Here is a 24,899-nt window from a genome sequence, read left to right as displayed (position 1 = left end):
TCCGTACCGGTCAGTTGGAAGACCCCGGTCAGTTGGGGATCGCGCAGACGGTGACCACGTAGCCGTCGCGGATCACCCAGTGACCGCTCAGGGAGGGCAGCGGGGTGGGCTGCGAGAGCACCCGGGCGTGCCAGCGGCCGCCGACCTCAGGGGACGAGGCGGCGGACGAGGCGGCGGCGCCGAAGGTGTCGGCGACGTCGAGCTGCAGCTCGACCTCGTCGAAGTCCAGGAAGCGTCCCACCACGGGGAACCATGCCTTGTACACCGCCTCCTTGGCACTGAACAGCACGGTGCCCAGCGAGCGTCCCGGGGCGCGCTGCGCGGCGCGCTGCAGTGAGCGGCGTTCGCGCGCGGAACTCACCGCGGACAGCACGCCGTCCGGCAGGCGTTGGGCGACCTCGACGTCCAGCCCGAGACTGCGCCACCGGTCGGTGCGCGCCACGAGTGCCACGCGCAGCCCGCGGGTGTGCGAGATCGTGCCGGTGACGTGGTCCGGGAACAGCGGCATCCCCTTGTCGCCGCGCAGGATCGGGCCGTCCACGCCGAGTCCGCGCAGCGCGCGGTGGGCGCACCAGCGACCGTCGCCGAACTCGGACCTGCGCGAGTCCACCGCGGCGCCGACGATGCGGCGCTCGTCGTCGTCCAGTTCCTCGTAGTGGGCCAGGTCGATGAGGTCGCCGGGGTGGTACTCCACCAGGCCGGCGTCCGGCGGGACGACGTCCCGGGGCACCACCGGGGCGCGGTCGGAGTCGCCGAGGCCCACGGCGACGTAGGGGGCTGCGATGATCATCCCGCTTCCTCTCCGGTGTTGTCGGTCAGCACCGGGTACGGCCAGAGGTCCCGTTCGCGGCGCTGTTCGAGGGTCCGCTCGCGCTCCCGGGGGTAGCCCAGCGACACCTCGACATGACGGACACCGTCCACCTCGGTCACGACCGGGATGTGCAGGTGCCCGTAGACGACGGTCTCGGCACCGAAACGTACCGGCCAGTCCTGCGTGTGCCGGCTTCCCGACCACAACGCCACCTCCGGCAGCCGCAGACGCGAGGTCACCTCACGCACCAGCGGCCAGTGGTTGACCAGCACCGTCGGCCCCGAGACCTTCGACAGTCGCCGCACAGTGTAACCCAGCCGACGCTGGCACCAGAGCGGAACGTCCACATAGGGTGCGATGGCGACCTGGTCGGTGAACACCACCCCGTTGCCCTCCGCCGCCGACAGCGCGGACTCCACGCTGACCAGCGGGTCGCGCCAGGAGTGGTCGTAGAGGGTGAACATGGGCACCACCGTGCGTCCGGCGAAGCGCGGGTAGGGGTCCTCCGGGGTGAGCACGCCCATCGCCTGGCAGCCCTTCACGAGCTCCTCGTACTTCTCCTCGGCGTGGACCTCGTCGGCGGCGCGGGAGAACAGTTCGTGGTTGCCGGGCACCCAGATGACCTGGGCGAAGCGTTCGGAGAGTTCGCGCAGCACGTCCAGGATCGTGGAGGTGCGTTCGGCGACGTCGCCGGCGACGATCAACCAGTCGCCGGGATGACGCGGGCGCACGGTCTCGTCGACCAGTTCGCGGTTGCCGCGGGCGGCCACGTGCAGGTCCGAGACGGCCCAGAGCGTACGCGTGCGCCCGCCCGGGTTCGCTCCGGGTTTGCCGTCGGGGTTGCCGTCCGTCTCGTCCTCCACGCCAATCACCCTGACCACTCTAGTCACTTCAGTCTCTTACGTCACTCCCGGTGCCCGGGTCCACCGCCCGCTGCGGTAGCGCCACACCACCGCGGCCAACCGGATCACGATGAAGGCCAGCAGCCCGCACCACACCCCGGTCAGCCCGAGGTCGAAGGCGAAGGACAACCACACGCCGGGCAGGAAACCCACCAGTACCGAAACTATCGACGCGGTCCGCAGGAACGCTACGTCCCCCGCGCCCAGCAGCACACCGTCGATGGCGAAGACGACTCCGCCGAGAGCGACCATCGCCACCAGGATCCACCACGGCCCCCACATCGTGGAGAGCACCGTGTCGTCCGTGGTGAACAACCGGGGGATGACGTGCGCCCAGGCCGCCAGCAGCCCGGCGAGCACCAGACCGGCACCCACGGAGAACCGCAGCACCTGGTTGCCCACCCGCCAGGCGGTCCGCACCGAGGCCGAGCCCAGCGCGGCACCGACGAGGGCCTGCGCGGCCACCGCCACCGAGTCCAGCACCAGCGTCAGGAAGTTCCACAGCTGCAGCATCACCTGGTGGGCCGCCAGGGACGACTCCCCCATCCGTCCGGCCACTGCCGCGGCGGACAGGAACGCCACCTGGAAACTCATCGAGCGCAGGATCAGGTCGCGTCCCATCGACAGCTGCGGACGGATCACCGCCCAGCTCGGGGTGACCGGCCGCCCGTCGCCCTCGCGGCGCCAGGTGCGCACCAGGCACACCACGAAGCAGGACGCCGTGATCACCTCGCCGAGCACGTTGGCGTACGCCGAGCCGACCAGACCGAAACGGTCGACCGCCCACGGCACCGTGACGACCATCGGCAGCACGCCGGCCAGGGTGAAGTACAACGGGGCGCGGGTGTTCGCCACCCCGCGCAGCCAACCGTTGCCGGCCATGGTCAGCAGCGCCGGGATCACCGACAGCGAGGTCACGCGCAACCAGCGCGCCGCCTCGGCGGCGACGGGAGACCCCTCACCGCCACCGGTCAGCGCCGCGGTCACCGGGGTGGCGAAGACCGCCACCAGCACCGCCAGCACCGCGCCGACGGCCACCGCCACCCAGGACGCCTGGATGCCCTCGGACACGGCGCCGGGGGTGTCCCCGGCACCGTGCCTCCGCGCCGCCCGCGCCGTCGTCCCGTAGGACAGGAACGTCAGCTGGACGGTGACCTGCGCGAGTACCGTCGCGCCGGCCGCCAGGGCGGCGAGTTCGGACGCGCCGAGGCGTCCGACGACGGCGGTGTCCCACAACAGGTACAGCGGGGTGGCCGCCAACACCGCGAGGGCGGGCCACGCCAGACCGAGGATGGTCCGGGTGTCCGCCCTCACGTCGTTGGCCGAGCCGGGTGGGGTGGTGCTCACTCCTCCGGCTCGTCGGCCGACTTGTAGGGGTCCGCCTCGCCGGCCGGGGTGGCGCCTTCGGCCTGCGCGCGCACACGCGAGTCGATGTCGCGGGCCTTCGCGAGCAGCTCCTCCAGGTGCGCCGAGGCCTCCGGCACGGTGTCGAGTTCGAAGCGCAGCGTGGGGGTGAAGCGCACCGACAGCTGGTCGCCGACGATCTTGCGCAGCTGGCCGCGGGCGCGGTGCAGCGCCTCGGCGGCCGCGGCGGTGTCCGGCTCCTCGTCGACGGTGCGTCCGCGCACGGTGTAGAACACCGTGGCGTCGTGCAGGTCGCCGGTGACCCGGCAGTCCGTCACGGTGACGAACTCCAGCCGCGGGTCCTTCACGTCGCGCTCGATCGCCGAGGCGACGATGGTCATGATGCGCTTCGCCATACGGGCGGCGCGGGCGTGGTCAGCCATCTGGGGCTCCCCTTCTTCCTGGACGCTGTGGGTCCGGTGGACTTCTTACGGGTTGATTCTAGTCGGTGGCACGGCAGACACGACCCGACCCCGCCCCGCGGGGGACTCATGGGTGAGTCACCTCGACGGGACGGGGCCGGTGGTGCGCCGGGGATCAGGGCTCCCGGCAGGCCCGAAGGCTGCGGCTGACTCTACTTGCCGTCCTTCTTGTCCTTCTTGACGTCCTCGCGCGGGACCTCGACCAGCTCGTAGGCCTGGATCGTGTCGCCGACCTGGATGTCCGGGTAGGACAGGACCATACCGCACTCGTAACCGTGGCTGACCTCGGTGACGTCGTCCTTCTCGCGGCGCAGGGACTCGATGGTGGCCTTCTCGGTCACCACGCTGCCGTCGCGGATCAGGCGGATCTGCGCGTTGCGGCGCATCTTGCCCGTCTGGACCATCGAACCGGCGATGAGGCCGACGGCGGAGGCCTTGAACAGCTGACGGATCTCGGCGGTACCGACCTCGCGCTCCTCGTAGACCGGCTTGAGCATGCCCTTGAGAGCCTGCTCCACCTCGTCGATGGCGTCGTAGATGACCGAGTAGTACCGGATCTCCACGCCCTCGGAGTTGGCGACCTCGGTGGCCTTGCCCTCCGCACGGACGTTGAAGCCGATGATGATCGCGTCGGACGCGGCAGCCAGGTCGACGTTGGTCTGGGTGACAGCACCCACACCGCGGTCGATGATGTTCAGGCTGACCTCGTCGTCGACCTCGATCTGCAGCAGGGAGTCCTCCAGCGCCTCGACCGTACCGGCGTTGTCGCCCTTGAGGATGAGGTTGAGCTGGCTGGTCTCCTTGAGCACCTTGTCCAGGTCCTCCAGGCTGATCCGCTTGCGGGACCGGGCCTGCATCGCGTTGCGGCGACGGGCGTTGCGCTGGTCGGCGATCTGCCGGGCGGTCCGGTCGTCGTCCACGGCGAGCAGGTTGTCGCCTGCACCGGAGACGCTGGTGAGGCCCAGGACCTGCACCGGCATCGACGGGCCTGCGGCCTTGACGTCGTCGCCGTGCTCGTCGACCATGCGGCGCACACGACCGTGGGCGTCACCGACGACGATGGAGTCACCGACGCGCAGCGTACCGCGCTGGATGATGACGTTGGCGACCGGGCCACGACCGCGGTCCAGGTGCGCCTCGATGGCGACACCCTGGGCGGGCATGTCCGGGTTGGCGACGAGCTCGAGCGAGGCGTCGGCGGTCAGGACGACGGCCTCGAGGAGGTCCTCGATGTTCGTGCCCTGCTTGGCCGAGATGTCGACGAACATGGTGTCGCCGCCGTACTCCTCGGGGACCAGACCGTACTCGGTGAGCTGGCCACGGATCTTCTCCGGGGACGCGCCCTCCTTGTCGATCTTGTTCACCGCGACCACGACCGGGACGTCGGCGGCCTTGGCGTGGTTGATCGCCTCGACCGTCTGCGGCATCACGCCGTCGTCCGCGGCGACCACGAGGATCGCGATGTCCGTCGCCTTGGCACCACGGGCACGCATGGCGGTGAACGCCTCGTGACCGGGGGTGTCCAGCAATGTGAGCAGACGCTCGTCACCGTTGACCTCGACCGGCACCTGGTAGGCACCGATGTGCTGGGTGATGCCGCCGGCCTCGCCGCCACCGACGTTGGTCTTGCGGACCGTGTCGAGCAGGCGGGTCTTACCGTGGTCGACGTGACCCATGACGGTGACCACCGGGGAACGGTGCTGGAGGTCCTCACGACCACCGACGTCCTCACCGAACTGCAGGTCGAAGGACTTCAGCAGCTCACGGTCCTCGTCCTCCGGGGAGACGACCTCCACGGAGTACGCCATCTCGTCACCGAGCAGCTTCAGCGTGTCGTCCGGGACAGAGGCGGTCGCGGTGACCATCTCGCCGAGGTTGAACATCGCCTGGACCAGTGCGGCCGGATCGGCGTTGATCTTCTCGGCGAAGTCGGACAGCGACGCGCCACGGCGCAGGCGAATCTTCGCGCCCTTGCCGTTCGGCAGCTTGACGCCACCGACCACGCTCGGGGCCTGCATCGCCTCGTACTCGTTACGCTTCTGCCGCTTCGACTTACGTCCGCGACGCGGTGCGCCACCGGGACGGCCGAAGGCACCTGCGGTACCGCCACGACGTCCGCCGCGTGCGCCGCGGGGACCACCGGGTCCACCGGATCCGGTGCTGCCCTGGCCGCCACGGCCACGACCGCCGCCGCCACCGGTGCTGGCCTTCGCCGGCATCTGCCCGGGGCTCGGGTGGCTGGGCATCGAGGCGGGACTGGGACGACGCCCACCCGGCTTCGCTGCGCCGCTACCGCCCGGACGCGGTGCCGGACGACCGGTGGAACCACCGGGACGAGGCATGTCGGACTTGGAGCCCTGACCGCCCTGGCCACCCTGACCTGCCTGCGGGCGCGGTGCGGGACGCTCCGTGCCGGAGGAGAAGGGGTTGTTGGCCACGCGCGGGGCGCGTCCACCGGGCTTCGGGCCCGGCTTGGCACCCGGACGGGCACCGCCCGGCTTCGGCCCCGGGCGCGGGCCCGGCTTGGACGACGCGGCGTCCTGCGCGGAGGCGGGCGTCGCCTCGGCGGACTTCGCGGCGGGCTTGGGGGCGGGCTTCGCCGCACCCGGCTTCGGACGCTCTGCCGCCGGCTTCGCGGCAGGCTTGGCGTCGGTCTTGGCGTCGGCAGGCGTCGCGGCCGGGGTGGTGGCTGCAGACGTGTCCTGCGCAGGAGCCTCGTCGGCCGGGGTGGCCGGACGTGCCTGGGCAGGGGTGGGCTTCGCGGCAGGCTTCGCACCGGGCTTTGCGGCACCGGGCTTCGCCGAGGTCGCGGGACCCGGCTTGGCGCCGGGCTTTGCGGCACCGGGCTTCGCCGAGGTTGCGGGCCCCGGCTTCGCCGCTGCGGCGTCGCCGGACGCCTGGGCGGTCGGCTGACCGCTCAGGTCCGGCAGGGCTGCGCCGTCGGCGCCGTCCTGCTTGGACTCGGCGGACGCGCCGTAGTGGTTCTTCATCTTCTTGACGACCGGCGGTTCCACCGTCGAGGACGCCGACTTCACGAACTCACCCTGCTCCTTGAGCGTGGCGAGAAGTTCCTTGCTTGTCGTTCCGAGCTGCTTAGCCAGCTCATGGACACGTAGCTTTCCGGGCACTGCTCTCCTTCGTTATGTCGGAGTCGCAGGCCGGTGGCCCGTGGATCTTCACTCCACGAGGTCGACTACGTACGACTCCAGGTCAGTTGGACACTCATCGCTGATGCTGCTTCATCGTGCGCTCATCAGTAATCGGTTTCCTTTTCCTTCTCGGCCACCGGGCTGGTGGTCAGATGCGGTGACTGCCGACCCGTCGACGGCCCCGGCACGTTCCCACGTCCACCACGGGGGCGGGTGTTCAGGAACTCCAGTACAGGGGTCGTGTCCACGTCGGCGGACACTTTCAGCGCCCGGACAAAAGCCCGGCGCTGTACGGCGGTCTCGTACGCCTTGACGTCCGCGGTGATCCACGCACCACGGCCCGGCAGGCGCCGTCCGGGATCGGGCACGACACGAGTCGTGCCCTCTCCCCCACCGGTGACGTCCCTCACCGCGACACAGCGCAGGAGCGCGGACGCGGGACGGACGGCACGGGTGGCGATGCAGGTCCGCTGGGGACCCGCATCCGACGAGGCGGTGGTGACACGATCAGACACGTGCAACCTCTATTCTCCTCGCCGTCAGACCGATACACAGTCTAACGTGCGACAGCCCCGCGGGGCCAACCGCCACGACGACGGGGTGCCCCGCACGTCCCCCACCTGTGCGGACGCTGAATTACAGGCGTGTCAGACCTGCGCCACCGGGTCGCCGAGCTGGTTCCCGCTCTGCTCGTCCGCGTCACGGTCGGCACCGTCGGCACTGTCGGCACGGTCCTGCCGGACGCCACGGTCGCCCTCCTCGCCGCCGTCGGGGTCGGACTCGGGGCGGATGTCGATCTTCCAGCCGGTTAGCCGGGCGGCCAGGCGGGCGTTCTGGCCCTCCTTGCCGATCGCCAGCGACAGCTGGTGGTCCGGCACGATCGCGCGGGCGACCTGCATGTCGTGGTCGGTGACGTCCACACGCACCACCTTCGACGGTGCCAGGGCGTTGCCCACGTACACGTCCGGCTTGTCGGAGTGGTCGACGATGTCGATCTTCTCCCCGCCGAGCGCCTCCATGATCGCGGTGACACGCTGGCCGCGCGGGCCGATGCAGGCACCCTTGGCGTTGAGGCCGTTGACCGTGGAGGTCACGGCGATCTTCGAGCGGTGGCCGGCCTCACGGGCGATCGCGGTGATGTCCACCGACCCGTCGGCGACCTCCGGGACCTCGAGGGCGAACAGGCCACGCACCAGCTCCGGGTGCGTGCGCGACAGCAGGATCTGCACCCCACGCTGCCCCTTGTTCACCGCGGTGACGAAGCACTTCACCCGGTCGCCGTGCTCCAGCTTCTCGCCGGGCATGTGCTCGGCGGCCAGGATCAGGCCGTCCTGCCCGTCGGCCTCGGTACCCAGGTGGACCACGGTGATGCCGCGGTCGTTGGCGCGGGCGTCACGGTTGACGACACCGGAGACCACCGTGCCCTCCAGATCCGCGTAGCGGGTGTACGTGGAGTCCGCCCGGGCGATGTTGATCTGACCACGGATCGCGTCGCGCACGGCCTTGGCCGCCGCCCGGCCGAAGTCCTCCGGGGTGTCGTCGAACTGCCCGGTGACGTTGCCGTCCTCGTCACGCTCCACACGCAGCACCGTGACGGTGCCGTCGGTCCGGTCGATCTCGACACGGGCCGGCCCGTCCACCTTGGTCAGCTCCCGGTAGGAGTCCAGCAGGGCCGCGGAGATCGCCCCCAGCAACGCGCTGCGGCGCACGTGCTCGATGTTCTCCAGGGCGGTCAGGGCACTCAGGTCAATTTTCACTTGTCGTCCTTCTGCGCGTGCAGCGCACGGTACTTCTCGGGATCAAGGCCCACCAGCTCACGTTGGTCCGCCGGGGGCTCGGAAAACTCAACTTCTACCAAAGCACCGGCCACCGAGGCCAATCCGCGGGGCTCGACGCGGGGGGCGGCCTTCTTGCCCTCGCCGTCCAGGACCAGCCACACGGTGTCGTCTTCCTGCTCCACCGCGGCGACGCGCGCGGCCTCGCCGCCCACTGACACCAGTCGTCCGACGTTGCGACGGAAGTGCCGCAGCTGCGTCAGCGGCGTGTCCAGCCCCGGGGTGGTCACCTCGAAGGTGTACCCCGGGCCGAAGCGCAGCGCGCCGGACGTCTCACGCGCGTCGAACTCCGCCGAGACCTCCCGACTGAGCTCCTCGAGCTGGTCGAGGTCCGGACGGTCGTCGGCGTCGACGGCGACACGCACCGCCGACTTCGCCCCCGCCCTGGTCACGGTGATCGATTCGAGGTCGAGGCCGAGCTGCGCGGCCAACGGGGAGATGACCTCGGCGAGGTCCTGTTCAGAAGGGAAAGCCATGCCGTGAAGACTATCACCGGTGCGGGATGGCACTATGGGACCGTGCACGCCAGCGATCCCACCCCGTCCCCCGCCCGACACCCCGGGCGCCTCGTCCGACCTGTCGTCGCCGTCGCCGCGACGTTGGCCATCGGGGCCACCGGTGGCGCGCTGACCGCCTGCTCCAGCGAACCGCCCCGCCCCGACCAGGGCCTGGAGTCGCTCGTGGCCCAGCTGGGCGAGTTGGAGGGCACCGACGCCGCCGGGGGGACGGCGATCTTCACCGAACAGGTCGACGCCCTCAACGACGAGATCGTGCGACTGTGCGGCACCGACCGTGACGGGCAGCCGCCCGAGGGCTGCGAGCCGACCGGGGGAAGCACCGGGGAGGCGACGGACGTCAACGACGTCCGTGAGTTGATGCTGCGGCTCATCGAACGCGAGGACGCCGACAGCGACACCGCCCCGGACGACGACGCCGAACGCGGCCGGGCCGTCCTGCTCACCGGGCTCTTCGCCGCACTGGCCACCCTCGACGACTCCACCGCCGGTGGCAGCGCCATCGACCAGGAGCTCCTCGACCTCGGCTTCGGCGGTATCGGTGAAGACGGCGAGGTCTCCGAGCAGACCGCGCAGGCGCTGGCCCCGGCCACCGAACTGGTCAACCAGGCGGTGTACCTCTCCGGCGTGGTACTGCCGGTCGCCGGGTCCAACCGCTCCACGGTCACCACCGTGGCCAGCCGGATGCGCACCGTGCGCGACGAGCTCACCGCTGCCTCCGGGGTCGCCGCCGACGTCGGCTACAGCACCCCGGACGACTTCACCCCGCCCACGGACTCGTCCTCGGCCGCGGGCACCCTGCTCGAGGCCGTCCACGCCGTCACGGTCGCCCTGCGCGATGCCGTGGACGAGGTCGACGACGCCGACCGTGCCCTGGTCGCCACCCTGTGCGCCATGTCCGCACGTGCGGAGGCCGCCCTGGAGGACGCCCTGGGCCAGGATCCGCTCGACGTCAGCGTGCGCGGCGAGTAGGCGGTCCCGGTAGCCGGCTCCGCACAGGCGGTCACAGACGCGGGAAGGGCCCGCCGGGTGTTCCGGCAGGCCCTTCGCTCGTTCTGCTTCTTCTTGTCGGGGATCCGTCGGGCCCTGGTGCGTAGCTTCAGGTGCTCCTGAAGCTGCTCCGGGTCCATCTTCCGGCTCCCCGCGAGGCGGGAAAAGTGTGACGTATTCCTGTCCGAGACTCTCACCTCCTCACGACTCGTGGCGTGCTGTGTGCACCTTGAGCGTACAGGTCGCCCCAGGGCCGCGCGAGCGACCTGAGGGCTCAAGGTGGGAGGGCCCGGACGGGCGGGACGTCTAGCCGCGGCGCTCCAGGAAGAGGTCCACCGCGGTGGTGTAGGCGATGTTGTCCACGTCGCCGGTGAGCCGGTTGCGCAGTTCCACGGTGCCCTCGGCGAAACCGCGGCCGACCACGAACACCAGGGGCACGCCCAGCAGCTCGGCGTCCTTGAACTTCACGCCGGGGCTGACCTTCGGGCGGTCGTCGAACAGCACCTCCAGGCCGGCCTCGGCCAGCTTGGCGGTCAGGTTCTCGGCGGCCTCGCCGGCGGCGGCGTCCTTGTTGGCGATGACCACGTGCACGTCGTAGGGGGCGACCTCGCTGGGCCAGCGCAGACCCTTGTCGTCGTGCATCTGCTCGGCGAGCACCGCGATCAGCCGGGAGACGCCCAGGCCGTAGGAGCCCATCGTGGGCACCGAGCGCTTGCCGTTGACGTCCAGGATCTGCACGTCGAAGGCCTCGGTGTACTTGCGGCCGAGCTGGAAGATGTGGCCGATCTCGATGCCGCGCTCCAAGGTGAGCGTGCCCATGCCCTCCGGTGCCTCGTCGCCCTCGCGCACGTTGGCGGCCTCGACGTAGCCGTCCGGGGTGAAGTCGCGTCCGGCGACCATGTTGACCACGTGGTGGTTGGCCTTGTCCGCCCCGGTGATCCAGGACGTGCCGGTCACGATGCACGGGTCGGCGAGCACGCGCACGTCGTTGTCCGCCAGGCCCCGCGGGCCGACGTAGCCCTTGGCCAGGAAGGGGTTGGCGGCGAAGTCCTTGTCGTCGGCGAGCTCCACCGTCGCCGGCTCCAGCGAGGCCTCCAGGCGCTTCATGTCGGCCTCGCGGTCACCGGGCAGCAGGACACCGGTGAGCTCCGGCTCGCCGCCGGGCTCGGTGACCTTGACCAGCAGGCACTTGAGCGTGTCGGTGAGCTGCACCTCCCGACCGTCGACCGTGATGCCCTCGGTGCGTGCCCACTGCACGAGCGAGTCCATCGTCGGGGCGTCCGGTGTCTCGTACACCGTGGCCTCGGGCAGCCCGTCCACCTCACGCTCCTGCGGGTGCGGGGTCACGACGGCCTCGACGTTGGCGGCGTAGTCGCCGTCGGTGGCGCGCACGAAGGTGTCCTCGCCGTTCGGGGAGATCGCCAGGAACTCCTCGGAGGCCGAGCCACCCATCGCGCCGGACGTGGCCGCACAGATCGCGTACTCCACGCCCAGCCGGTCGAAGACCGCCTGGTAGGCGCGACGGTGCGCCTGGTAGGCCTGCTCAAGGCCCTCATCATCCATGGTGAAGGAGTAGGAGTCCTTCATGATGAACTCACGGCCGCGCAGGATGCCGGCACGCGGACGCTCCTCGTCGCGGTACTTGTTCTGGATCTGGTACAGGGTGACCGGGAAGTCCTTGTAGGAGTTGTACTCCCCCTTCACCAACGAGGTGAACAGCTCCTCGTGGGTCGGGCCCAGCAGGTAGTCCTGCCCCTTGCGGTCCTTGAGACGGAACAGCGAGTTGCCGAACTCCTCCCAGCGTCCCGACGCCTCGTAGGCCTCACGCGGCAGCAGCGCCGGCAGGCTGATCTCCTGGGCGCCGATGGCGGCCATCTCCTCACGGACGACCTTCTCCACGTTGCGCAGCACCCGCAGGCCCAGCGGCAGCCAGGAGTACACGCCCGGAGCCGCCCGGCGGATATACCCGGCACGCACCAGAAGCTTGTGGCTGGGGACCTCTGCGTCCGCAGGGTCGTCGCGCAGGGTGCGCAGGAAAAGGGACGACATCCGGGTGATCATGACCGGTACTCTAGTTCAAAGCAGTATGTGTGTATCGCTAGGGTGTACCGCATGTTTATCCTGCTCCCCCCGTCCGAAACGAAGGCGTCCGGCGGCGACGGCCCGGCCCTGGATCTCGACTCCCTCTCATTTCCCTCACTGAACGAGATCCGGCGCCGCAACATCGCCGACCTCTCCGCCCTGGAACCGGACGCTGCGCTGGACGTTCTCGGTATTTCGGAGACCCTGCGCGGCGAGGCGGAGGCCAACACCCGGCTGCTGTCCGCCCCCACCGTCCCGGCCATCCGGCGCTACACCGGCGTGCTCTACGACGCCCTCGACGTGACCACCCTTTCGGTGCCCGCCAGGGCCCGCCTGGGGGTGGGGTCGGCGCTCTTCGGTGTGCTCTCCGCGGACGACCCGGTGCCGCACTACCGGCTCTCGTCCGGCACGAAGTTGCCGACCCGCGAGGGGCAGGACGCCCCGGCCACGCCGCCGACGATGAAGGCACGCTGGGGTTCGGCGGTGACCGAGGCGCTGCGGCAGGTGCCCGGCACGGTGGTGGACCTGCGCTCCGGCGGCTACCGCCAGCTCGGACGCCTGCCCGGTGCGGTGACGGTGCGGGTGGAGTCCGTGCGGGAGGACGGCTCACGCAAGGTCGTCAGCCACTTCAACAAGCACTACAAGGGCCTGCTGGCCCGCGAGCTGGCGTCGGCGGACGTGGATCTGACCACCCCGGGGGACGTGGAGGGTGTCGCCGAGATCGCCCGCAACGCCGGGCTGACCGTCGAGGTCAACCAGGCGAACAGCGCCGGGAAGGCTCCGGCCGACTCGCTGACGCTGGTGGTGTGACCGCTCGCGGCCGGAGAGTGGTAACACTTCCGTGCGGCGGATCAGCTGGACTGCGCCGCTTCGTCGATGCGCCGGGCCGCGGCCTCGCCGATGACGATGATCGCAGGCGAGCCGAGTCCCTGCTCCTCGATGGTCGAGCCCAGGGTGTCCAGGGTCGCGGTGGTGACGCGCTGCTGCGGGGTCGAGGCGTTCTCCACCACGACCGCCGGCGTTGACGCGTCGCGCCCGCGGGCCACCAGTTCCGCGGCGATCGCCCCGGCGTTGCGCACGGCCATGATCAGCACCAGCGTGCCGGTCAGCCCCGCGACCGCCGGCCAGTTCACCAGCGACTTCGGGTGCCCCGGCGGCACGTGGCCGGACACGACCGTGACGTCGTGGTTCAGGCCGCGGTGGGTCAGGGAGAGCCCGGCCGCCGCCGGCGCGGAGGTCACCGAGGTCACCCCGGGGATCACCCGCACGGGCACACCGGCGTCCACGCAGGCCTGCACCTCCTCGTGGCCACGCCCGAAGATGTAGGGGTCCCCGCCCTTGAGACGCACCACCCGGTGACCGGCCAGCGCGCGCTCGACCATGAGCTCGTTGATGCGGTCCTGGGAGACCTGGCGGGAGTACGGGATCTTGGCCACGTCGATGACCTCCGCACCGCGCTCGGCGGCTTCCTCTGCCAGCGTCACCGCGCCGAGGTGGTCGGCCAGGACGACGTCGGCCTCCTGCACCGCGCGTACACCGGCGACGGTGACCAGGTCGGCGTCCCCCGGGCCACCGCCGACGAGCGTGACTGTGCCTTCAGCGCCGGCACTCGCGACGGTGGTCTCCCCCGCCCGCCGGTCGTCCACCGGGACGCCGTGTGCGGCGGCCCAGGCGACGGCGTCGGACGCTGCGTCCTGCGCGGTGGCCGCGGGTACGCGCACCAGCGCGAAATGCGCGTCCCCCGGTACGTCCCCGGCACGTCCCACCGTGGGGACGGCCCCCTGGTCACGAAGCAGCTCGGCGGTGACGGCCGCGTCCGGGCCGTCCACCACGAGCACCGGCACACCGGTCAACACAAGACTCATGGTCGTGCAGTCTAGTCCCCTGCTAGTCGCCGAGCTTCAGGGTCTTCTGGCTGCGCTCCCACTGCTCGTTGAACAGCGCGGTGTCCTTGGAGATGCGTCCGCCGTAGGAGGGGATCATCTCCTTGAGCTTCGGGGCCCAGTCTGCCATGCGGTTGCCGAAGCAGCGCTCCAGCACCTCGATCATCGCCGAGGGGGCGATGGAGGCGCCCGGGGAGGCACCCATCAGGCCGGCGATCGAGCCGTCACCGGAGTTGATCAGCGCGGTGCCGAACTCCAGCGAACCGAACTTCGGCGCACCGATCGGCTTGATGACCTGGACGCGCTGACCGGCGGTGACCAGCTCCCAGTCCTTGCCGTCGACGTTGGGCATGTACTCGCGCAGCGACTCCACGCGGGCGGCCTGGTCCTTCAGCAGCTCCTCGACGAGGTACTTCGTGAGCCCCATCTCCTGGGCGGCGACACCCAGGTAGGACGGGATGTTGCCCGGGCGCAGGGACTTGAACAGGTCCAGCAGCGAACCGTTCTTCAGGAACTTCGGCGTCCAGCCGGCGTACGGGCCGAACAGCAGGCCCTTCTTGCCGTCGATGATGCGGGTGTCCAGGTGCGGCACCGACATCGGCGGGGCGCCCTTGGCGGCCTTGCCGTACACCTTCGCCGAGTGCTGCTCGATGAGCTCCTCGTTGGTGCAGCGCAGCCACTCGCCGGAGATCGGGAAACCGGCGTAGCCGCGGATCTCCGGAATGCCGGCCTTCTGCAGCAGCGGCAGGGCCATTCCGCCGGCGCCGACGAACACGAAGTTCGCGTGCACGGTGGACTTGTCGCCGTTGTGCAGGTTCTTCACGGCGATCTTCCAGCCGGAGCCCTCGCGGGTGATGTTGGTGACCTCGTTGCCGTAGCGCACATCCACGCCCTCGGCCGTGACGGCGTCGAGGTACTGGCGGGTCAGGGCACCGTAGTTGATGTCCGTGCCGGCGTCCGTCCAGGAGATCGCGACCGGCTCGTGGAAGTCACGGCCGTCGGCCATCAGCGGAAGCTTCTCGGAGAAGACCTCCTCCGAGTCGGTGTAGTGCATGTTCGGGAACAGCGGGTGGTCCTTCAGGGCCTCGTAGCGGGCCTTGATGTAGTCCACCTGTGCCGCGCCGTGGCCAAAGGAGGTGTGCGGGGTCTTGTTGATCCACTCGCTGGGCTCGCCCAGGGTGCCGTTCTCCACGAGGTAGGACCAGAACTGGCGGGAGGCCTGGAACTTCTCGTTGATGCCCACGGCCTTGGAGATGTCGATCTTGCCGTTGACCTCGGGCGTGTAGTTGAGCTCGCACAGGGCCGAGTGGCCGGTGCCGGCGTTGTTCCACGGCGAGGAGGACTCTGCCCCGGGGACGTCCATGCGCTCGATGATCAGCTGGCTCCAGTCGGGCTGGAGCTGACGCAGCATCACGGACAGGGTGGTGGAGATGACACCGGCGCCGATGAGGGCGACGTCGACGTGATCATTCTGGGAAGGTGACACGTTAAGCTCAATCCTTTTCATCGCTGCTTGTTCGCCGCAACCCGGTGATCGTCCGGGCTGCCCCAAGGGCAGTCCCATAAACCACACGCGGCGTCCACAATGGTGCGATGATACGTCCCGGGTCGCTCGCCCGTACAACCCGCCCCCACCGCCGGCGCCGGGACCGGTCCTGCCCCCGCACGCCACGACGGGCCGCACCCGAGGGGCACTAGACTTGCCTTCCGTGAACGCCCTCAGCCACCAGAATCTCGCCAGCGTCCTGTCCCGGCCCCTCGGACAAAGCGTCCATGAACTGGCCTTCGAGCCCGATCTCCTGGGCGACGGGTACTCTCGCCACACCGTCGATTTCGGGATCGACCCGGACGAGGAGACCTCCGCCGGACGTGGGGGCGAACCAGGCACCGTGTGCGCCACCCTCGTCCGGTACCGCCCGCAGGACACACCGGAATGGGGGGAGCGTCCGGCGGTGCTGTTCGTCCACGGCATGACCGACTACTTCTTCCAGACCCACGTCGCCGAACACTTCCACGGACTCGGCTACGCCGTCTACGGCATCGACCTGCGCAAGTGCGGACGCTCCCACCGCGAGGGCCAGACCTGGCACCACGTGAGTTCACAGTCCCTCTACGACGAGGACCTCGCCGTGGCGCTCTCGATGCTCAGCGCCGGCCACGGCAGCACCACCCTGGTGGGCCACTCCACCGGCGGGCTGGACGTGACGATGTTCGTCGCCCGGCTGCACGCCGCCGCCCGTCTCGGCGACGAGGCCCGCGGCGTCCTGCACGACAGCGTGGACGCCGTCGTGCTCAACAGCCCGTGGCTGGACCTGCAGTTCGACGCCGCGACGAACTTCATCATCCGGCGGCTCTTCCCGCTGGTCTCCGGCATCTGGCCGACGTGGCACGTGCCCGGGGGCATCAACCCCAGCTACGGCTACAGCCTGCACGTCTCGCGCAACGGCGAATGGGACTACGACCTGGAGTACAAGCCGACCTCGCCGCGTCCCAAGCAGGTCAGCTGGCTGGTCGGGGTGAGCAAGGAGATCAACAAGCTGCACACCGGCGGGTTCTCCACCGGGGTGCCCACGCTGCTGCTGTGCTCCGACGCGCACGGCGCCGGCCGCATGGTGGCGGACACGTCCGGTGCGTCCGGTGCGTCCGGCGGGGCTGGCGGTTCGGGCGCGAAGGTGCCGGAGCCGAGCTCGTACGTGACCGACACCGTGCTGCGTCCGGCGCAGATGGTGGCCGCCGCACCGCTGGTCGACCCGTCCTGCGAGGTGCGCGTGGTGCCCGGGGCGATGCACGACATCTTCCTGTCCTCCCCCGCGGTACGAGCCGACGCCTTCGCCGCGGTGGACGCCTGGCTCCCCGGCGCCGCGGAGTAGCGGAACTGTGGAGTAGCGGAGTAGCGGAACTGTGAAATAGTCGCCCGCCCAGGAAGGGTTTCGGGCCGATCGCCTACCTGGAAGGGTGATCGCGCAACATCCGCCCACCATCCGCGCGACAAGCACGAGACAAGCAGGCGTCCCCGGGAGCGGTCACGCGCCGCTGCGTACCATCGGGGGAATGACTGAGACTCCAGAACACTTCGACCTGATCATCGTGGGCACCGGCTCGGGCAACTCCATCCCCGAGGAGCTCAACGACCGCCGGATCGCCATCGTGGAGAAGGGCATCTTCGGCGGGACCTGCATCAACGTCGGCTGCATCCCGACGAAGATGTACGTCTACGCCGCCGACGTCGCCCGCGAGCTGTCGGACGCCTCGCGCTATAACCTCTACCCCGTCGGCGGTGCCGCGGACGCCCCGGCACCGGTCGCCGGCTGGCGGGTCGACTGGGAGGCTCTGAAGGAGCGCGTCTTCGGTCGGCGTATCGACCCGATCTCCCGCGGCGGCGAGCAGTACCGCCGCGGCGAGGAGACGCCGAACATCACCCTGTTCAGCGACATTGCGTCCTTCACCGGCGAGCGCACCCTGCGCATCGGCGAGGGGCAGGACGCCCGGACGATCACCGGCGACCAGGTGATCCTGGCGACCGGCACGCGCACGTGGGTGCCGCCGGTGATCGAGGCGTCCGGCGTGCCCTACCGCACGAACATCGACGTGATGCGCATGGAGAACCTGCCGCGCACGATGGTGATCCTCGGCGGCGGCATCATCGCCGTGGAGTTCGCCCACGTCTTCTCCGCGCTGGGGGTGGACGTGACGGTCGTCAACCGCTCCGAGCGTCTGCTGCGCCGCTTCGACGAGACGGTGTCCTCGCGCTTCACCGAGGCGTCCGGCTCACAGTGGACGAACGTGCTGGGACGCACCGTCACCGACGCACGCGCCGACGGCGGCCTGGTCACCCTCACGCTGGACGACGGCCGCGAGATCGCCGCCGACGAGCTGCTCCTCGCCCAGGGCCGGGTGCCGAACGGCGACCTGCTCAATGCGTCGGCCGGCGGTGTGGAACTGGCCGAGGACGGACGGATCCTCGTCGACGACTACGGGCGCACGTCCGCCGCCGGGGTGTGGGCGCTGGGCGACGCCGCCAACGAGCTGCAGCTCAAGCACGTGGCGAACCAGGAGGCCCGCGCGGTGTTCCACAACGTCGCTGCACCTGCCGCCGATCCTGCCGGGCTCGAGGCGTTCAAGCACGACAACGTGCCCGGCGGCATCTTCTCCCACCCGCAGATCGGGTACGTGGGCATGAGCGAGGACGAGGCACGCGCCTGGGCGTCCGACAACGGCCGTACCGTCACGGTGAAGGTGCAGGAGTACTCCGACGTGGCCTACGGCTGGGCGATGGAGGACACCACCGGGTTCTGCAAGCTCATCGCCGACGCCGACTCGCACCGCCTGCTCGGCGCCCACATCATGGGCCCGCAGGCCGCCACGCTGATCCAGCTGCTGGTCACCGCCATCGAGTTCGACCTGGACCTGCAGGAGTTCGCCACGAAGCAGTACTGGCCGCACCCCTCGCTGAGCGAGCTGGTGGAGAACGCGGTGCTGGGTCTGGAGCTGCGGTAGGTTCGGCGGTAGGTTCGGCGGTAGGTTCGGCGGTAGGTTTGCAGCCGAAACCCTCGACTTCACAGGAGGCCCGACGATGCGGTGTGTGGTGACTGGAGCAGCGTCCGGGATAGGACGCGAGGTGGCGTTGCGCCTGGCGCGCGAGGGCCACGAGGTGGCCCTGGTCGACCGGGACGAGACAGGGTTGGACGCCACGGCGCGCGACGTCACCGGCATCCGCCCCGGCGCCCTGCTCGACGACCAGGTGCTCGATCTCACCGACATCGACGAGGTGCGCGCATGGGCGTCGCGGATCACCGGGGAGTTCGGCGCGCCGGACGAGGTGTTCCACGTCGCCGGCATCGCGATCTGGGGCGATCCGCGCACCCTGCCGCACGACAAGTGGGTCAAGGTCATCGACGTGAACCTGATGGGTACGGTGCACGTGGTCGAGGCGCTGGCCCCGGCGATGGCCGAGGCAGGGAAGATCGGTACCGGACGCCACGCGCGTCCGCGCCGGCTGTGCTGCGTGTCCTCCGCAGCCGGCTTCATCGGCCTGCCGTGGCACGCGGCCTACGCCGCGTCCAAGGGCGGGGTGCTGGGCATGTGCGAGGTACTTCGATTCGACCTGGCGCCACACGGGGTGAGCGTGCACGTGGCCGTACCGGGTGCGGTGGACACACCGCTGGTGCGCACCATCGACATCGACGGGGTTGACAAGTCCGCCAAGCGGGTGGCGAAGGTGACGAAGCTCTTCCAGGGGCATGCCGCGAGCCCCGCCGAGGCCGCGGACAGGATCGTGGACGGCACGCGCAAGGGCCGCTACATGGTCTACACCAGTGCCGACATCCGGGTGGGCCGGTGGGCGCAGGTGAACATGCCGTGGGCGTATCGGGCGGTGATGAGGCTGCTGAACCGGGGCTTCCGCTGGGCGTCGCAGGGGTCTTAGAGGGCAGGACGCGTGGCCGCCGCGCCTCCCCTACGCAGCGGGCAACCCCACAGGGTGGTGTGACCATCCTGTGGGGTTGCCCGTTGCGGTGGCGGCGCGAACCTAGTTCGAGGAACCGCCGGCGCTGCCGATGACGTCGGCGATGGAGCCGGAGACGTCCTGGTTGTGCTCGCCGCTGCCGATGGTGCCCTCGATGCCCGCGGCGGATCCGCCGACGGAGTCCAGGACCTGCTTGAAGCCCTGCCAGAGGCCGTGCAGGAGGGTGGAGATGCCGTCGCCGAGGGAGCTGACGATGCTGAGATCCATGAGAATCTACCTTTCGTGGTGTGTACAGTAAATGCCGTTTACGGTGTCTCGTCTCAAAGCATAACCAATCGTTACCGGACCGTGACATTAATGGAGGTAATGTCACCCCCTGAACTAGAGCCTCCCGGGGTCGAGGACGCCGTCCACCTTCTCCCCCACGTCCTCGCCGCCACCTTCCTGACCACCACTGTCCGAGCCACCACTCTCCCGGATCCACTCGCCTTCCCTGACCATCAGGTCGCGCAGTGCGGAGGAGTCCGAGGGGGCGTAGTCGTACTCGTCCCAGCGCTCCCTCACGGTGGCCTCGTCCACAACGCCGCCTCCGCCGCCGCCGGATCCGACGAGGCTCTCCGCCAGGATCGCGCGGGAACCCTCCGGGTCGTCGGCGATCGTGGCGGTGGCGTCACCGACGGCGTCGACCAGGCCGTCCACCTTCCCCGGCGCCTCGCGGAGCAGGGTGTCGGAGACCACCAGCAGCATGGTGCCGGTGTAGAGCTCCGGCGGCACCTCGATCTCCACGTAGTCGTCGCCGAGGGCCGTACGGGTCGGCTCGTAGAAGGTGTCGAACATCAGCCCGGCGTCGATGTCGCCATTCGCCAGGGAGGTGGCGAAGTCCGCCGGCCCGATGTTGACGATCTCGGCGTCGACGTCGTTCTCGGCGAGCAGTTCGTCGAGGATGAAGTTCATGTTGGTGCCCAGCGTGACCCCGACCTTCTTGCCGTCGAGCGAGCCGATGTCCTCGACACCGGAACTCCTGTTCCCGATGACCCGGTAGTTGTCGTAGCTGCTCAGCGCCGCGACCGCGGTCACGTCCTGGTCGCGCAGCGCGGCTGCCGCCAGCGGGAACTCGGTGAGGACGGCGGCGTCGACGCCCCCGCCGAGCAGTGCCTCGAGGGCGTCCCTGCCGCTGTCGAAGGGGGTCGTGGCGACGTCGAGCCCGTGGTCCTGCCAGTAGCCCTCCTCCCCCGCCACGGCGATCTGCGGGGCCGTCCAGCCCGCGGACCAGCCGAGCGAGACGTCGGCACCGTCCGGCGAGTCGTCCTGCGATCCACCCGAGCAGGCGGACGTCCCTGCGAGGGAGGCCACGGTGGCCAGGGTGGCCAGGGCCAGAAGCGCCCGGCGTGGCCGGTGCGGTGACGTGTTCAGCATGGTGTCCTCAGGTTCTCTCTGACCGAGTGGTCGATGGTGCGCAGGATCGTCCTGCGCAGGCTGGCGTGGTCGTCACCGGGGTTGGTGGCGTCACGCGGGCGGGGTGTGGTCACGACGTGGTCGGCCACGACGGTCCCCGGGGACGGGGACATCACGTGCACCGTGTCGCTGAGCAGCAACGCCTCGTCGACGTCGTGGGTGACGAACAGGACCGTGGTCCTGCGCTCGGCCCACACCGAGGTGAGCAGTTCCTGGGTGTGGCGGCGGGTCGTGGCGTCGAGGGCGCCGAAGGGTTCGTCCATCAGCAGCAGGGCTGGCTCCGCCGCGAGCGCCCGTGCCAGGGCGACACGCTGCTGCATGCCCCCGGAGAGCCGGGACGGGTAGCTGTCGGCGTGCCCGGCCATACGCACGCTGTCCAGGTACTCCTCGGCGACGGCCCGACGGTGTAGACGCCCCGGCACCAGCGGCCGCAACGCGACCTCGACGTTGGCCCGGGCGCTCAGCCAGGGGAACAGGGCGTACTGCTGGAAGACCACCCCGATGTCCGCCCCGGCACTGCGCACCACCCGTCCGTCGAGCGTGACCTGCCCGGCGTCCGGTGCGGTGAAACCGGCGGCGATGTTCAGCAACGTGGACTTGCCGCACCCGCTGGGCCCCACGAGGCTGTGGAAGGACCCCGGCGCCAGCGACAGTGTCGTCTCCGCGAGTCCGGAGGTCGCGGTGAACTGCTTCGAGACTCCGGTGATCTCCACGGCTCCCGGGGCGTTCATGAGCGCTCCCACCGCAGCAGCTGTCGTCCGGTCGTGCTGATCAGCAGGTCCACCGCGGCGCCGAGCACGCCGAGGGTGACCAGTCCCACGAACATGGCGTCGGTGGCGAGGTACTGGCGGGACTCCTGGAGCTGGAAGCCGATCCCGGAGGACGCACCGGTCAGTTCCGCGGCGATCAGGCTGATGAATGCCACCGAGGCTCCGAGTCGCAGTCCCGTGACGATCGACGGGGAGGCCGCGGGCAGCACGACCACCAGGAACTGCCGTACCCGTCCGACCCCCAGGGAGGTCGCGGCACGAAGGTAGGTCTGCGGGACCGCGAGCGCGCCGGCATGGGTGTTCAGCCACACGGTCAGCCCCACGGCGTAGGCGATGACGGCGTACTTCGACTCTTCGCCGATGCCCAGCCACACAATCGCCACCGGTACCAGCGCGATGGCGGGCACCGGACGCAGCAGCACCAGAATCGGGCCGAGCAGCCTGCTGACCAGGGCGATCCTTCCGGTCGCGAGTCCGAGGACCACGCCCGCGCCGGCGCCCAGCGCGAATCCGACGACGACTCGGGTCAGTGACGGCACCACGTTGTCGGCGAGGTAGCCGTGGGAGTACAGCCCGCGTGCGGCCGCGGCGACGGCGGACGGGCCGGGGAACATCTGCGCGTCGTCGACGACGACGGCGGCGAGCTGCCAGGCCAGCAGGAACAGTGCCAGCGAACCGGCGAACCACGCCGCGGGGACGAGCCGGCTGATGTGTCGTGTACTCACCGGTCACCTCCCGGGACCACGGTCGTCGCGCCCTGCTCCAGGGTGAAGCGCACGGGGGCGGGCGGGCCGTCTGCCCGTCCTGCTCCCCGGATGAGCGCCAGGGCGTTGGACGCCACGGCGTCCAGGTCCTGCCGGACGCTGGTGAGCGGGAAGAACTCGTGTCCGGTCACCGGTCCGCCGTCGAAGGTGACGACGGAGACGCCACCGGGGACGTCGCGTCCTGCGTCCGTCAGCGCCCGCAGGACGGCCCCCGCCTGACCGTAGGTACCGACGACGAAGGCGTCCGCCACCGGCGCACCGGTGCCGGACGCCTGAAGGTGGTCGGTGACGGCCCGGTAGGCGTCCGCGGCCGTGAGGTCGGTGGGGATGCGCGGCGCCGCGGCGTCCTGCGCGCCGAGTGCCGTGCGGAACCCGTCGTAGCGACGCTGCACCGTGTCGCGTCGCACCCCTCCGGTCTCCTCGTCGGTGAACCCGCCCACGAAGACCGGGCGCGTGGCGCCGGTGGCGAGGACGTGCCTGGTCGCCAACGCGCCGGCGTGGGCATGGTCGGCGGAGACCACACCACCGCCGCTCACACCGGAACTGTCCAGGCCGCGGGTGTTGTTCACCCACACCACCGGGACCCGGGCCGCGGCACAGACCGCCTCGGTCGCCGCGGCGTCGCCCTCGCCCAGCACGATGATGCCGGAGACGCCCGCGTCGATCAGCCGGGACGCGGCGTCCGCCTCCTTCGCCGGGTCGAAGTCGGTGTTGGCGAACAGCACGAGGTGGTCGTGACGTCCTGCCACGCGTTCGACCGCGTCGGCCACGCGGGAGAAGAAGGGCATGGTCACGTGGGGCACGAGCAGTCCGAGCATGGCGGTGGCCGCGCCGGTGCGCAGTGCGCGGGCGGTGCGGTCGGGGCGGTAGTCGAGGTCGACGAGCGCGGCCTCGATACGGGCGCGCAGGGCGTCCGACACCGGGCGCGGGCTCCCGCTCACCACGTAGCTCACCGCCGTGGTGGACGCGCCCGCGTGGGCTGCGACGTCGGCCAGGGTCGCGCGGCGGCGCGTTCCCCGGGATGTGTTCGGCATGGTCGTTCTCCTTGCAGTCTGCCGGTGGGACGCCGCCCAATGTAGGGGCGGGCCGATGTGGTGTGAAACGTTTCACTCACCACGATCCAATCGGTTCACGCTGCTGCCCGCGCTGTGTAGCTTGCGGGCACATGACACATCACAGAACCACCGGAGTGACCGTCCACGACCCCGCCTACGCCGGCGACGGCTACGTGCTCTTCGCCGCCCCCGACGGCGTGACCCGCCTGATCGACGACCTGGGCACGGTCGTGCGCAGCTGGGACCACCCCGGCGTGCCTTCCCGCGTGATCGACCCCGCGCTGGTCGGCGGGGAGAAGGGCCGGATCGGCCTGCAGCTCACACACCTGGACCCCGCCACCGAGGACCACGGCGGCATCTACCCGAACCGCACCGTGGGCGAGGTCTCGTGGGACGGCGAGGTGCGCTGGGAATGGGGCACGCAGACTCCCGGCGGTGCCGCCCGGCAGAACCACGACTGGCAGGTGCTCGACAACGGCAACCGGCTCTACCTGGTCACCGTCCCCCGGGTCGTGGAGGCTCTCGGCCCCGACACCGTGGGCGACCAGGGGCTCGTCGAGGTCGACCCCGGGGGGAACACCGTGTGGCGCTGGCTGCTCGGCGACCACGTCGACGAACTCGAACTCGACGACCGTGGCCTGGCGGACCTGCGGGCGAGCGCCCGGCGACACCCGGACACCCCGTGGGGCTACGCCGAGCTGAACACCGCCAACGTCATCGGCCCCAACCACCTGCACGGCGGGGACCCCGCCTCCCCCTTCACCCCGGGCAACGTGATCATCAGCTCACGCAAGGCGAACGTGGTCGCCGTCGTCGACCGGGCCGGCGGCGGTGACCGGATCCTGTGGCGGCTCGGGCCCTACTTCGACAGTGCCCCCGGCGACCACCACGAGCGCATCCTGCACCGCAGCGTCCCCCGCCCGCTGGACCAGATCTCCGGGCAGCACAATCCCCACCTCATCGCCGAGGGACTCCCCGGGGCCGGCAACCTGCTCATCTTCGACAACCAGGGAGGCGCCGGGTACCCGCCGGCGGCGTTGGGCATCTACCCGGGCTCACGCGTGCTCGAGATCGACCCGCTGACCCGCCAGATCGTGTGGCAGTACACCGCCGAGGACTCCGGGCGCCAACCGTGGGAGTTCTTCAGCGCCTTCGTCAGCAACGCCCAACGCCTGCCCGACGGCACCACGTTGATCACCGAAGGCATGCACGGGCGGATCTTCCGCGTCACCCCGGACGGACGCATCGTGTGGGAGTACGTGTCCCCCTACTCCGGAACGGCCGCCCCCGGCAGCGACACCGAGAGCTTCCTCGTCTACCGCGCCCAGCACGTGCCCCCGGAGTGGGTGCCGGTGGGCTGAGCGGAGCGCAATGCCGGGGACACCTCGGTGAAATACG

The 24,899-nt window shown here is 70.3% G+C and carries 22 protein-coding genes; 6 read left to right on the top strand and 16 right to left on the bottom strand.

The genetic code is table 11. The features are described from left to right. Window positions 1–28: 28 nt before the first annotated feature. From ACT3UN_RS00990 to rimP, 8 genes are all read right to left on the bottom strand, one after another. Window positions 29–790, bottom strand: a complete 762-nt coding sequence (locus ACT3UN_RS00990) for a 4'-phosphopantetheinyl transferase family protein (protein ID WP_444655807.1) — start codon at window positions 788–790, stop codon at window positions 29–31. After that, the gene (locus tag ACT3UN_RS00985; RefSeq protein WP_441578735.1) at window positions 787–1,674 is read right to left on the bottom strand and encodes a metallophosphoesterase family protein; all 888 of its coding nucleotides are present in this window, start codon (window positions 1,672–1,674) and stop codon (window positions 787–789) included. Before ACT3UN_RS00985 ends, ACT3UN_RS00990 begins: the two co-directional genes overlap by 4 nt. A 36-nt stretch (window positions 1,675–1,710) precedes the next feature. Beyond that, the gene (locus ACT3UN_RS00980) at window positions 1,711–3,060 is read right to left on the bottom strand and encodes an MATE family efflux transporter (RefSeq protein WP_444655805.1); all 1,350 of its coding nucleotides are present in this window, start codon (window positions 3,058–3,060) and stop codon (window positions 1,711–1,713) included. Further along, window positions 3,057–3,500 carry a 30S ribosome-binding factor RbfA gene (gene rbfA, locus ACT3UN_RS00975; RefSeq protein WP_301443632.1) on the bottom strand — a complete coding sequence of 148 codons (444 nt, stop codon included), beginning with the start codon at window positions 3,498–3,500 and terminating at the stop codon, window positions 3,057–3,059. The genes ACT3UN_RS00980 and rbfA overlap by 4 nt, the downstream gene beginning before the upstream one ends. A gap of 191 nt (window positions 3,501–3,691) precedes the next feature. After that, window positions 3,692–6,667 carry a translation initiation factor IF-2 gene (gene infB / locus ACT3UN_RS00970; RefSeq protein ID WP_444655803.1) on the bottom strand — a complete coding sequence of 992 codons (2,976 nt, stop codon included), beginning with the start codon at window positions 6,665–6,667 and terminating at the stop codon, window positions 3,692–3,694. Between the two features lie 125 nt (window positions 6,668–6,792). Continuing rightward, window positions 6,793–7,203, bottom strand: coding sequence for a YlxR family protein (locus ACT3UN_RS00965; protein WP_441578732.1), 411 nt, complete (start codon window positions 7,201–7,203; stop codon window positions 6,793–6,795). A 132-nt stretch (window positions 7,204–7,335) separates the two neighbouring features. After that, window positions 7,336–8,445: a transcription termination factor NusA gene (gene nusA, locus ACT3UN_RS00960; RefSeq protein WP_444655801.1), complete on the bottom strand. Its 1,110-nt coding sequence runs from the start codon at window positions 8,443–8,445 to the stop codon at window positions 7,336–7,338. Then, window positions 8,442–8,999, bottom strand: coding sequence for a ribosome maturation factor RimP (rimP, locus tag ACT3UN_RS00955; protein ID WP_301444236.1), 558 nt, complete (start codon window positions 8,997–8,999; stop codon window positions 8,442–8,444). Before rimP ends, nusA begins: the two co-directional genes overlap by 4 nt. 3 nt (window positions 9,000–9,002) lie before the next feature. On the opposite strand from rimP, the gene ACT3UN_RS00950 reads away from it, so the two are divergent. Next, window positions 9,003–10,010: a hypothetical protein gene (locus ACT3UN_RS00950; RefSeq protein ID WP_444655799.1), complete on the top strand. Its 1,008-nt coding sequence runs from the start codon at window positions 9,003–9,005 to the stop codon at window positions 10,008–10,010. 324 nt (window positions 10,011–10,334) lie between these two features. Here ACT3UN_RS00950 and ACT3UN_RS00945 read toward each other — a convergent pair whose 3' ends face one another. Continuing rightward, window positions 10,335–12,089, bottom strand: a complete 1,755-nt coding sequence (locus tag ACT3UN_RS00945; protein ID WP_444655797.1) for a proline--tRNA ligase — start codon at window positions 12,087–12,089, stop codon at window positions 10,335–10,337. Between the two features lie 51 nt (window positions 12,090–12,140). Here ACT3UN_RS00945 and yaaA point away from each other — a divergent pair, with 51 nt between their 5' ends. Further along, entirely contained in the window at window positions 12,141–12,920 is a 780-nt protein-coding gene (gene yaaA, locus ACT3UN_RS00940) for a peroxide stress protein YaaA (RefSeq protein WP_441578729.1), read from the top strand. Between the two features lie 41 nt (window positions 12,921–12,961). Here yaaA and cobA read toward each other — a convergent pair whose 3' ends face one another. After that, window positions 12,962–13,975 carry a uroporphyrinogen-III C-methyltransferase gene (gene cobA, locus ACT3UN_RS00935; protein ID WP_441578728.1) on the bottom strand — a complete coding sequence of 338 codons (1,014 nt, stop codon included), beginning with the start codon at window positions 13,973–13,975 and terminating at the stop codon, window positions 12,962–12,964. A 22-nt stretch (window positions 13,976–13,997) separates the two neighbouring features. Then, on the bottom strand, window positions 13,998–15,500 hold the full coding sequence (gene mqo, locus ACT3UN_RS00930) for a malate dehydrogenase (quinone) (RefSeq protein ID WP_444655795.1): 1,503 nt from the start codon (window positions 15,498–15,500) through the stop codon (window positions 13,998–14,000). A 202-nt stretch (window positions 15,501–15,702) separates the two neighbouring features. Here mqo and ACT3UN_RS00925 point away from each other — a divergent pair, with 202 nt between their 5' ends. From ACT3UN_RS00925 to ACT3UN_RS00915, 3 genes are all read left to right on the top strand, one after another. Next, a complete protein-coding gene (locus ACT3UN_RS00925; protein ID WP_441578726.1) occupies window positions 15,703–16,863 on the top strand; it encodes an alpha/beta hydrolase in 1,161 nt (386 codons plus the stop codon). A gap of 181 nt (window positions 16,864–17,044) precedes the next feature. Further along, window positions 17,045–18,490 carry a mycothione reductase gene (gene mtr / locus ACT3UN_RS00920; protein WP_441582264.1) on the top strand — a complete coding sequence of 482 codons (1,446 nt, stop codon included), beginning with the start codon at window positions 17,045–17,047 and terminating at the stop codon, window positions 18,488–18,490. Window positions 18,491–18,566: 76 nt separating this feature from the next. Next, window positions 18,567–19,418: an SDR family oxidoreductase gene (locus tag ACT3UN_RS00915; protein WP_441578724.1), complete on the top strand. Its 852-nt coding sequence runs from the start codon at window positions 18,567–18,569 to the stop codon at window positions 19,416–19,418. 102 nt (window positions 19,419–19,520) lie between these two features. Here ACT3UN_RS00915 and ACT3UN_RS00910 read toward each other — a convergent pair whose 3' ends face one another. From ACT3UN_RS00910 to ACT3UN_RS00890, 5 genes are all read right to left on the bottom strand, one after another. Then, on the bottom strand, window positions 19,521–19,724 hold the full coding sequence (locus ACT3UN_RS00910) for a hypothetical protein (protein WP_301442902.1): 204 nt from the start codon (window positions 19,722–19,724) through the stop codon (window positions 19,521–19,523). Window positions 19,725–19,838: 114 nt separating this feature from the next. Beyond that, window positions 19,839–20,873, bottom strand: a complete 1,035-nt coding sequence (locus tag ACT3UN_RS00905; RefSeq protein WP_444655793.1) for an ABC transporter substrate-binding protein — start codon at window positions 20,871–20,873, stop codon at window positions 19,839–19,841. Then, the gene (locus ACT3UN_RS00900; RefSeq protein ID WP_301442900.1) at window positions 20,867–21,643 is read right to left on the bottom strand and encodes an ABC transporter ATP-binding protein; all 777 of its coding nucleotides are present in this window, start codon (window positions 21,641–21,643) and stop codon (window positions 20,867–20,869) included. Before ACT3UN_RS00900 ends, ACT3UN_RS00905 begins: the two co-directional genes overlap by 7 nt. Next, the gene (locus ACT3UN_RS00895) at window positions 21,640–22,407 is read right to left on the bottom strand and encodes an ABC transporter permease (RefSeq protein WP_444655791.1); all 768 of its coding nucleotides are present in this window, start codon (window positions 22,405–22,407) and stop codon (window positions 21,640–21,642) included. Before ACT3UN_RS00895 ends, ACT3UN_RS00900 begins: the two co-directional genes overlap by 4 nt. After that, complete coding sequence (locus ACT3UN_RS00890; RefSeq protein WP_441582265.1) at window positions 22,404–23,480, bottom strand: LacI family DNA-binding transcriptional regulator; 1,077 nt, start codon at window positions 23,478–23,480, stop codon at window positions 22,404–22,406. The genes ACT3UN_RS00895 and ACT3UN_RS00890 overlap by 4 nt, the downstream gene beginning before the upstream one ends. A gap of 131 nt (window positions 23,481–23,611) precedes the next feature. On the opposite strand from ACT3UN_RS00890, the gene ACT3UN_RS00885 reads away from it, so the two are divergent. Beyond that, window positions 23,612–24,862: an aryl-sulfate sulfotransferase gene (locus ACT3UN_RS00885; protein ID WP_441578720.1), complete on the top strand. Its 1,251-nt coding sequence runs from the start codon at window positions 23,612–23,614 to the stop codon at window positions 24,860–24,862. Window positions 24,863–24,899 lie beyond the last annotated feature (37 nt).

The sequence above is a fragment of the Corynebacterium sp. AOP12-C2-36 genome, assembly GCF_052379185.1.
GTDB lineage: Bacteria > Actinomycetota > Actinomycetes > Mycobacteriales > Mycobacteriaceae > Corynebacterium.
The sequence above is the reverse complement of the archived record's forward strand: the minus strand, read 5'-3'. Positions and strand labels throughout refer to the sequence as shown.

Bases quoted from the DNA above. Each gene is read 5' to 3' on its own strand.
- mqo (WP_444655795.1), bottom strand. From the start codon at position 15,500: ATGAAAAGGATTGAGCTTAACGTGTCACCTTCCCAGAATGATCACGTC.
- yaaA (WP_441578729.1), top strand. From the start codon at position 12,141: ATGTTTATCCTGCTCCCCCCGTCCGAAACGAAGGCGTCCGGCGGCGAC.
- mtr (WP_441582264.1), top strand. From the start codon at position 17,045: ATGACTGAGACTCCAGAACACTTCGACCTGATCATCGTGGGCACCGGC.
- ACT3UN_RS00890 (WP_441582265.1), bottom strand. From the start codon at position 23,480: ATGCCGAACACATCCCGGGGAACGCGCCGCCGCGCGACCCTGGCCGAC.
- rimP (WP_301444236.1), bottom strand. From the start codon at position 8,999: ATGGCTTTCCCTTCTGAACAGGACCTCGCCGAGGTCATCTCCCCGTTG.
- ACT3UN_RS00910 (WP_301442902.1), bottom strand. From the start codon at position 19,724: ATGGATCTCAGCATCGTCAGCTCCCTCGGCGACGGCATCTCCACCCTC.
- ACT3UN_RS00990 (WP_444655807.1), bottom strand. From the start codon at position 790: ATGATCATCGCAGCCCCCTACGTCGCCGTGGGCCTCGGCGACTCCGAC.
- ACT3UN_RS00900 (WP_301442900.1), bottom strand. From the start codon at position 21,643: ATGAACGCCCCGGGAGCCGTGGAGATCACCGGAGTCTCGAAGCAGTTC.
- ACT3UN_RS00945 (WP_444655797.1), bottom strand. From the start codon at position 12,089: ATGATCACCCGGATGTCGTCCCTTTTCCTGCGCACCCTGCGCGACGAC.
- cobA (WP_441578728.1), bottom strand. From the start codon at position 13,975: ATGAGTCTTGTGTTGACCGGTGTGCCGGTGCTCGTGGTGGACGGCCCG.
- ACT3UN_RS00915 (WP_441578724.1), top strand. From the start codon at position 18,567: ATGCGGTGTGTGGTGACTGGAGCAGCGTCCGGGATAGGACGCGAGGTG.
- ACT3UN_RS00905 (WP_444655793.1), bottom strand. From the start codon at position 20,873: ATGCTGAACACGTCACCGCACCGGCCACGCCGGGCGCTTCTGGCCCTG.
- rbfA (WP_301443632.1), bottom strand. From the start codon at position 3,500: ATGGCTGACCACGCCCGCGCCGCCCGTATGGCGAAGCGCATCATGACC.
- ACT3UN_RS00885 (WP_441578720.1), top strand. From the start codon at position 23,612: ATGACACATCACAGAACCACCGGAGTGACCGTCCACGACCCCGCCTAC.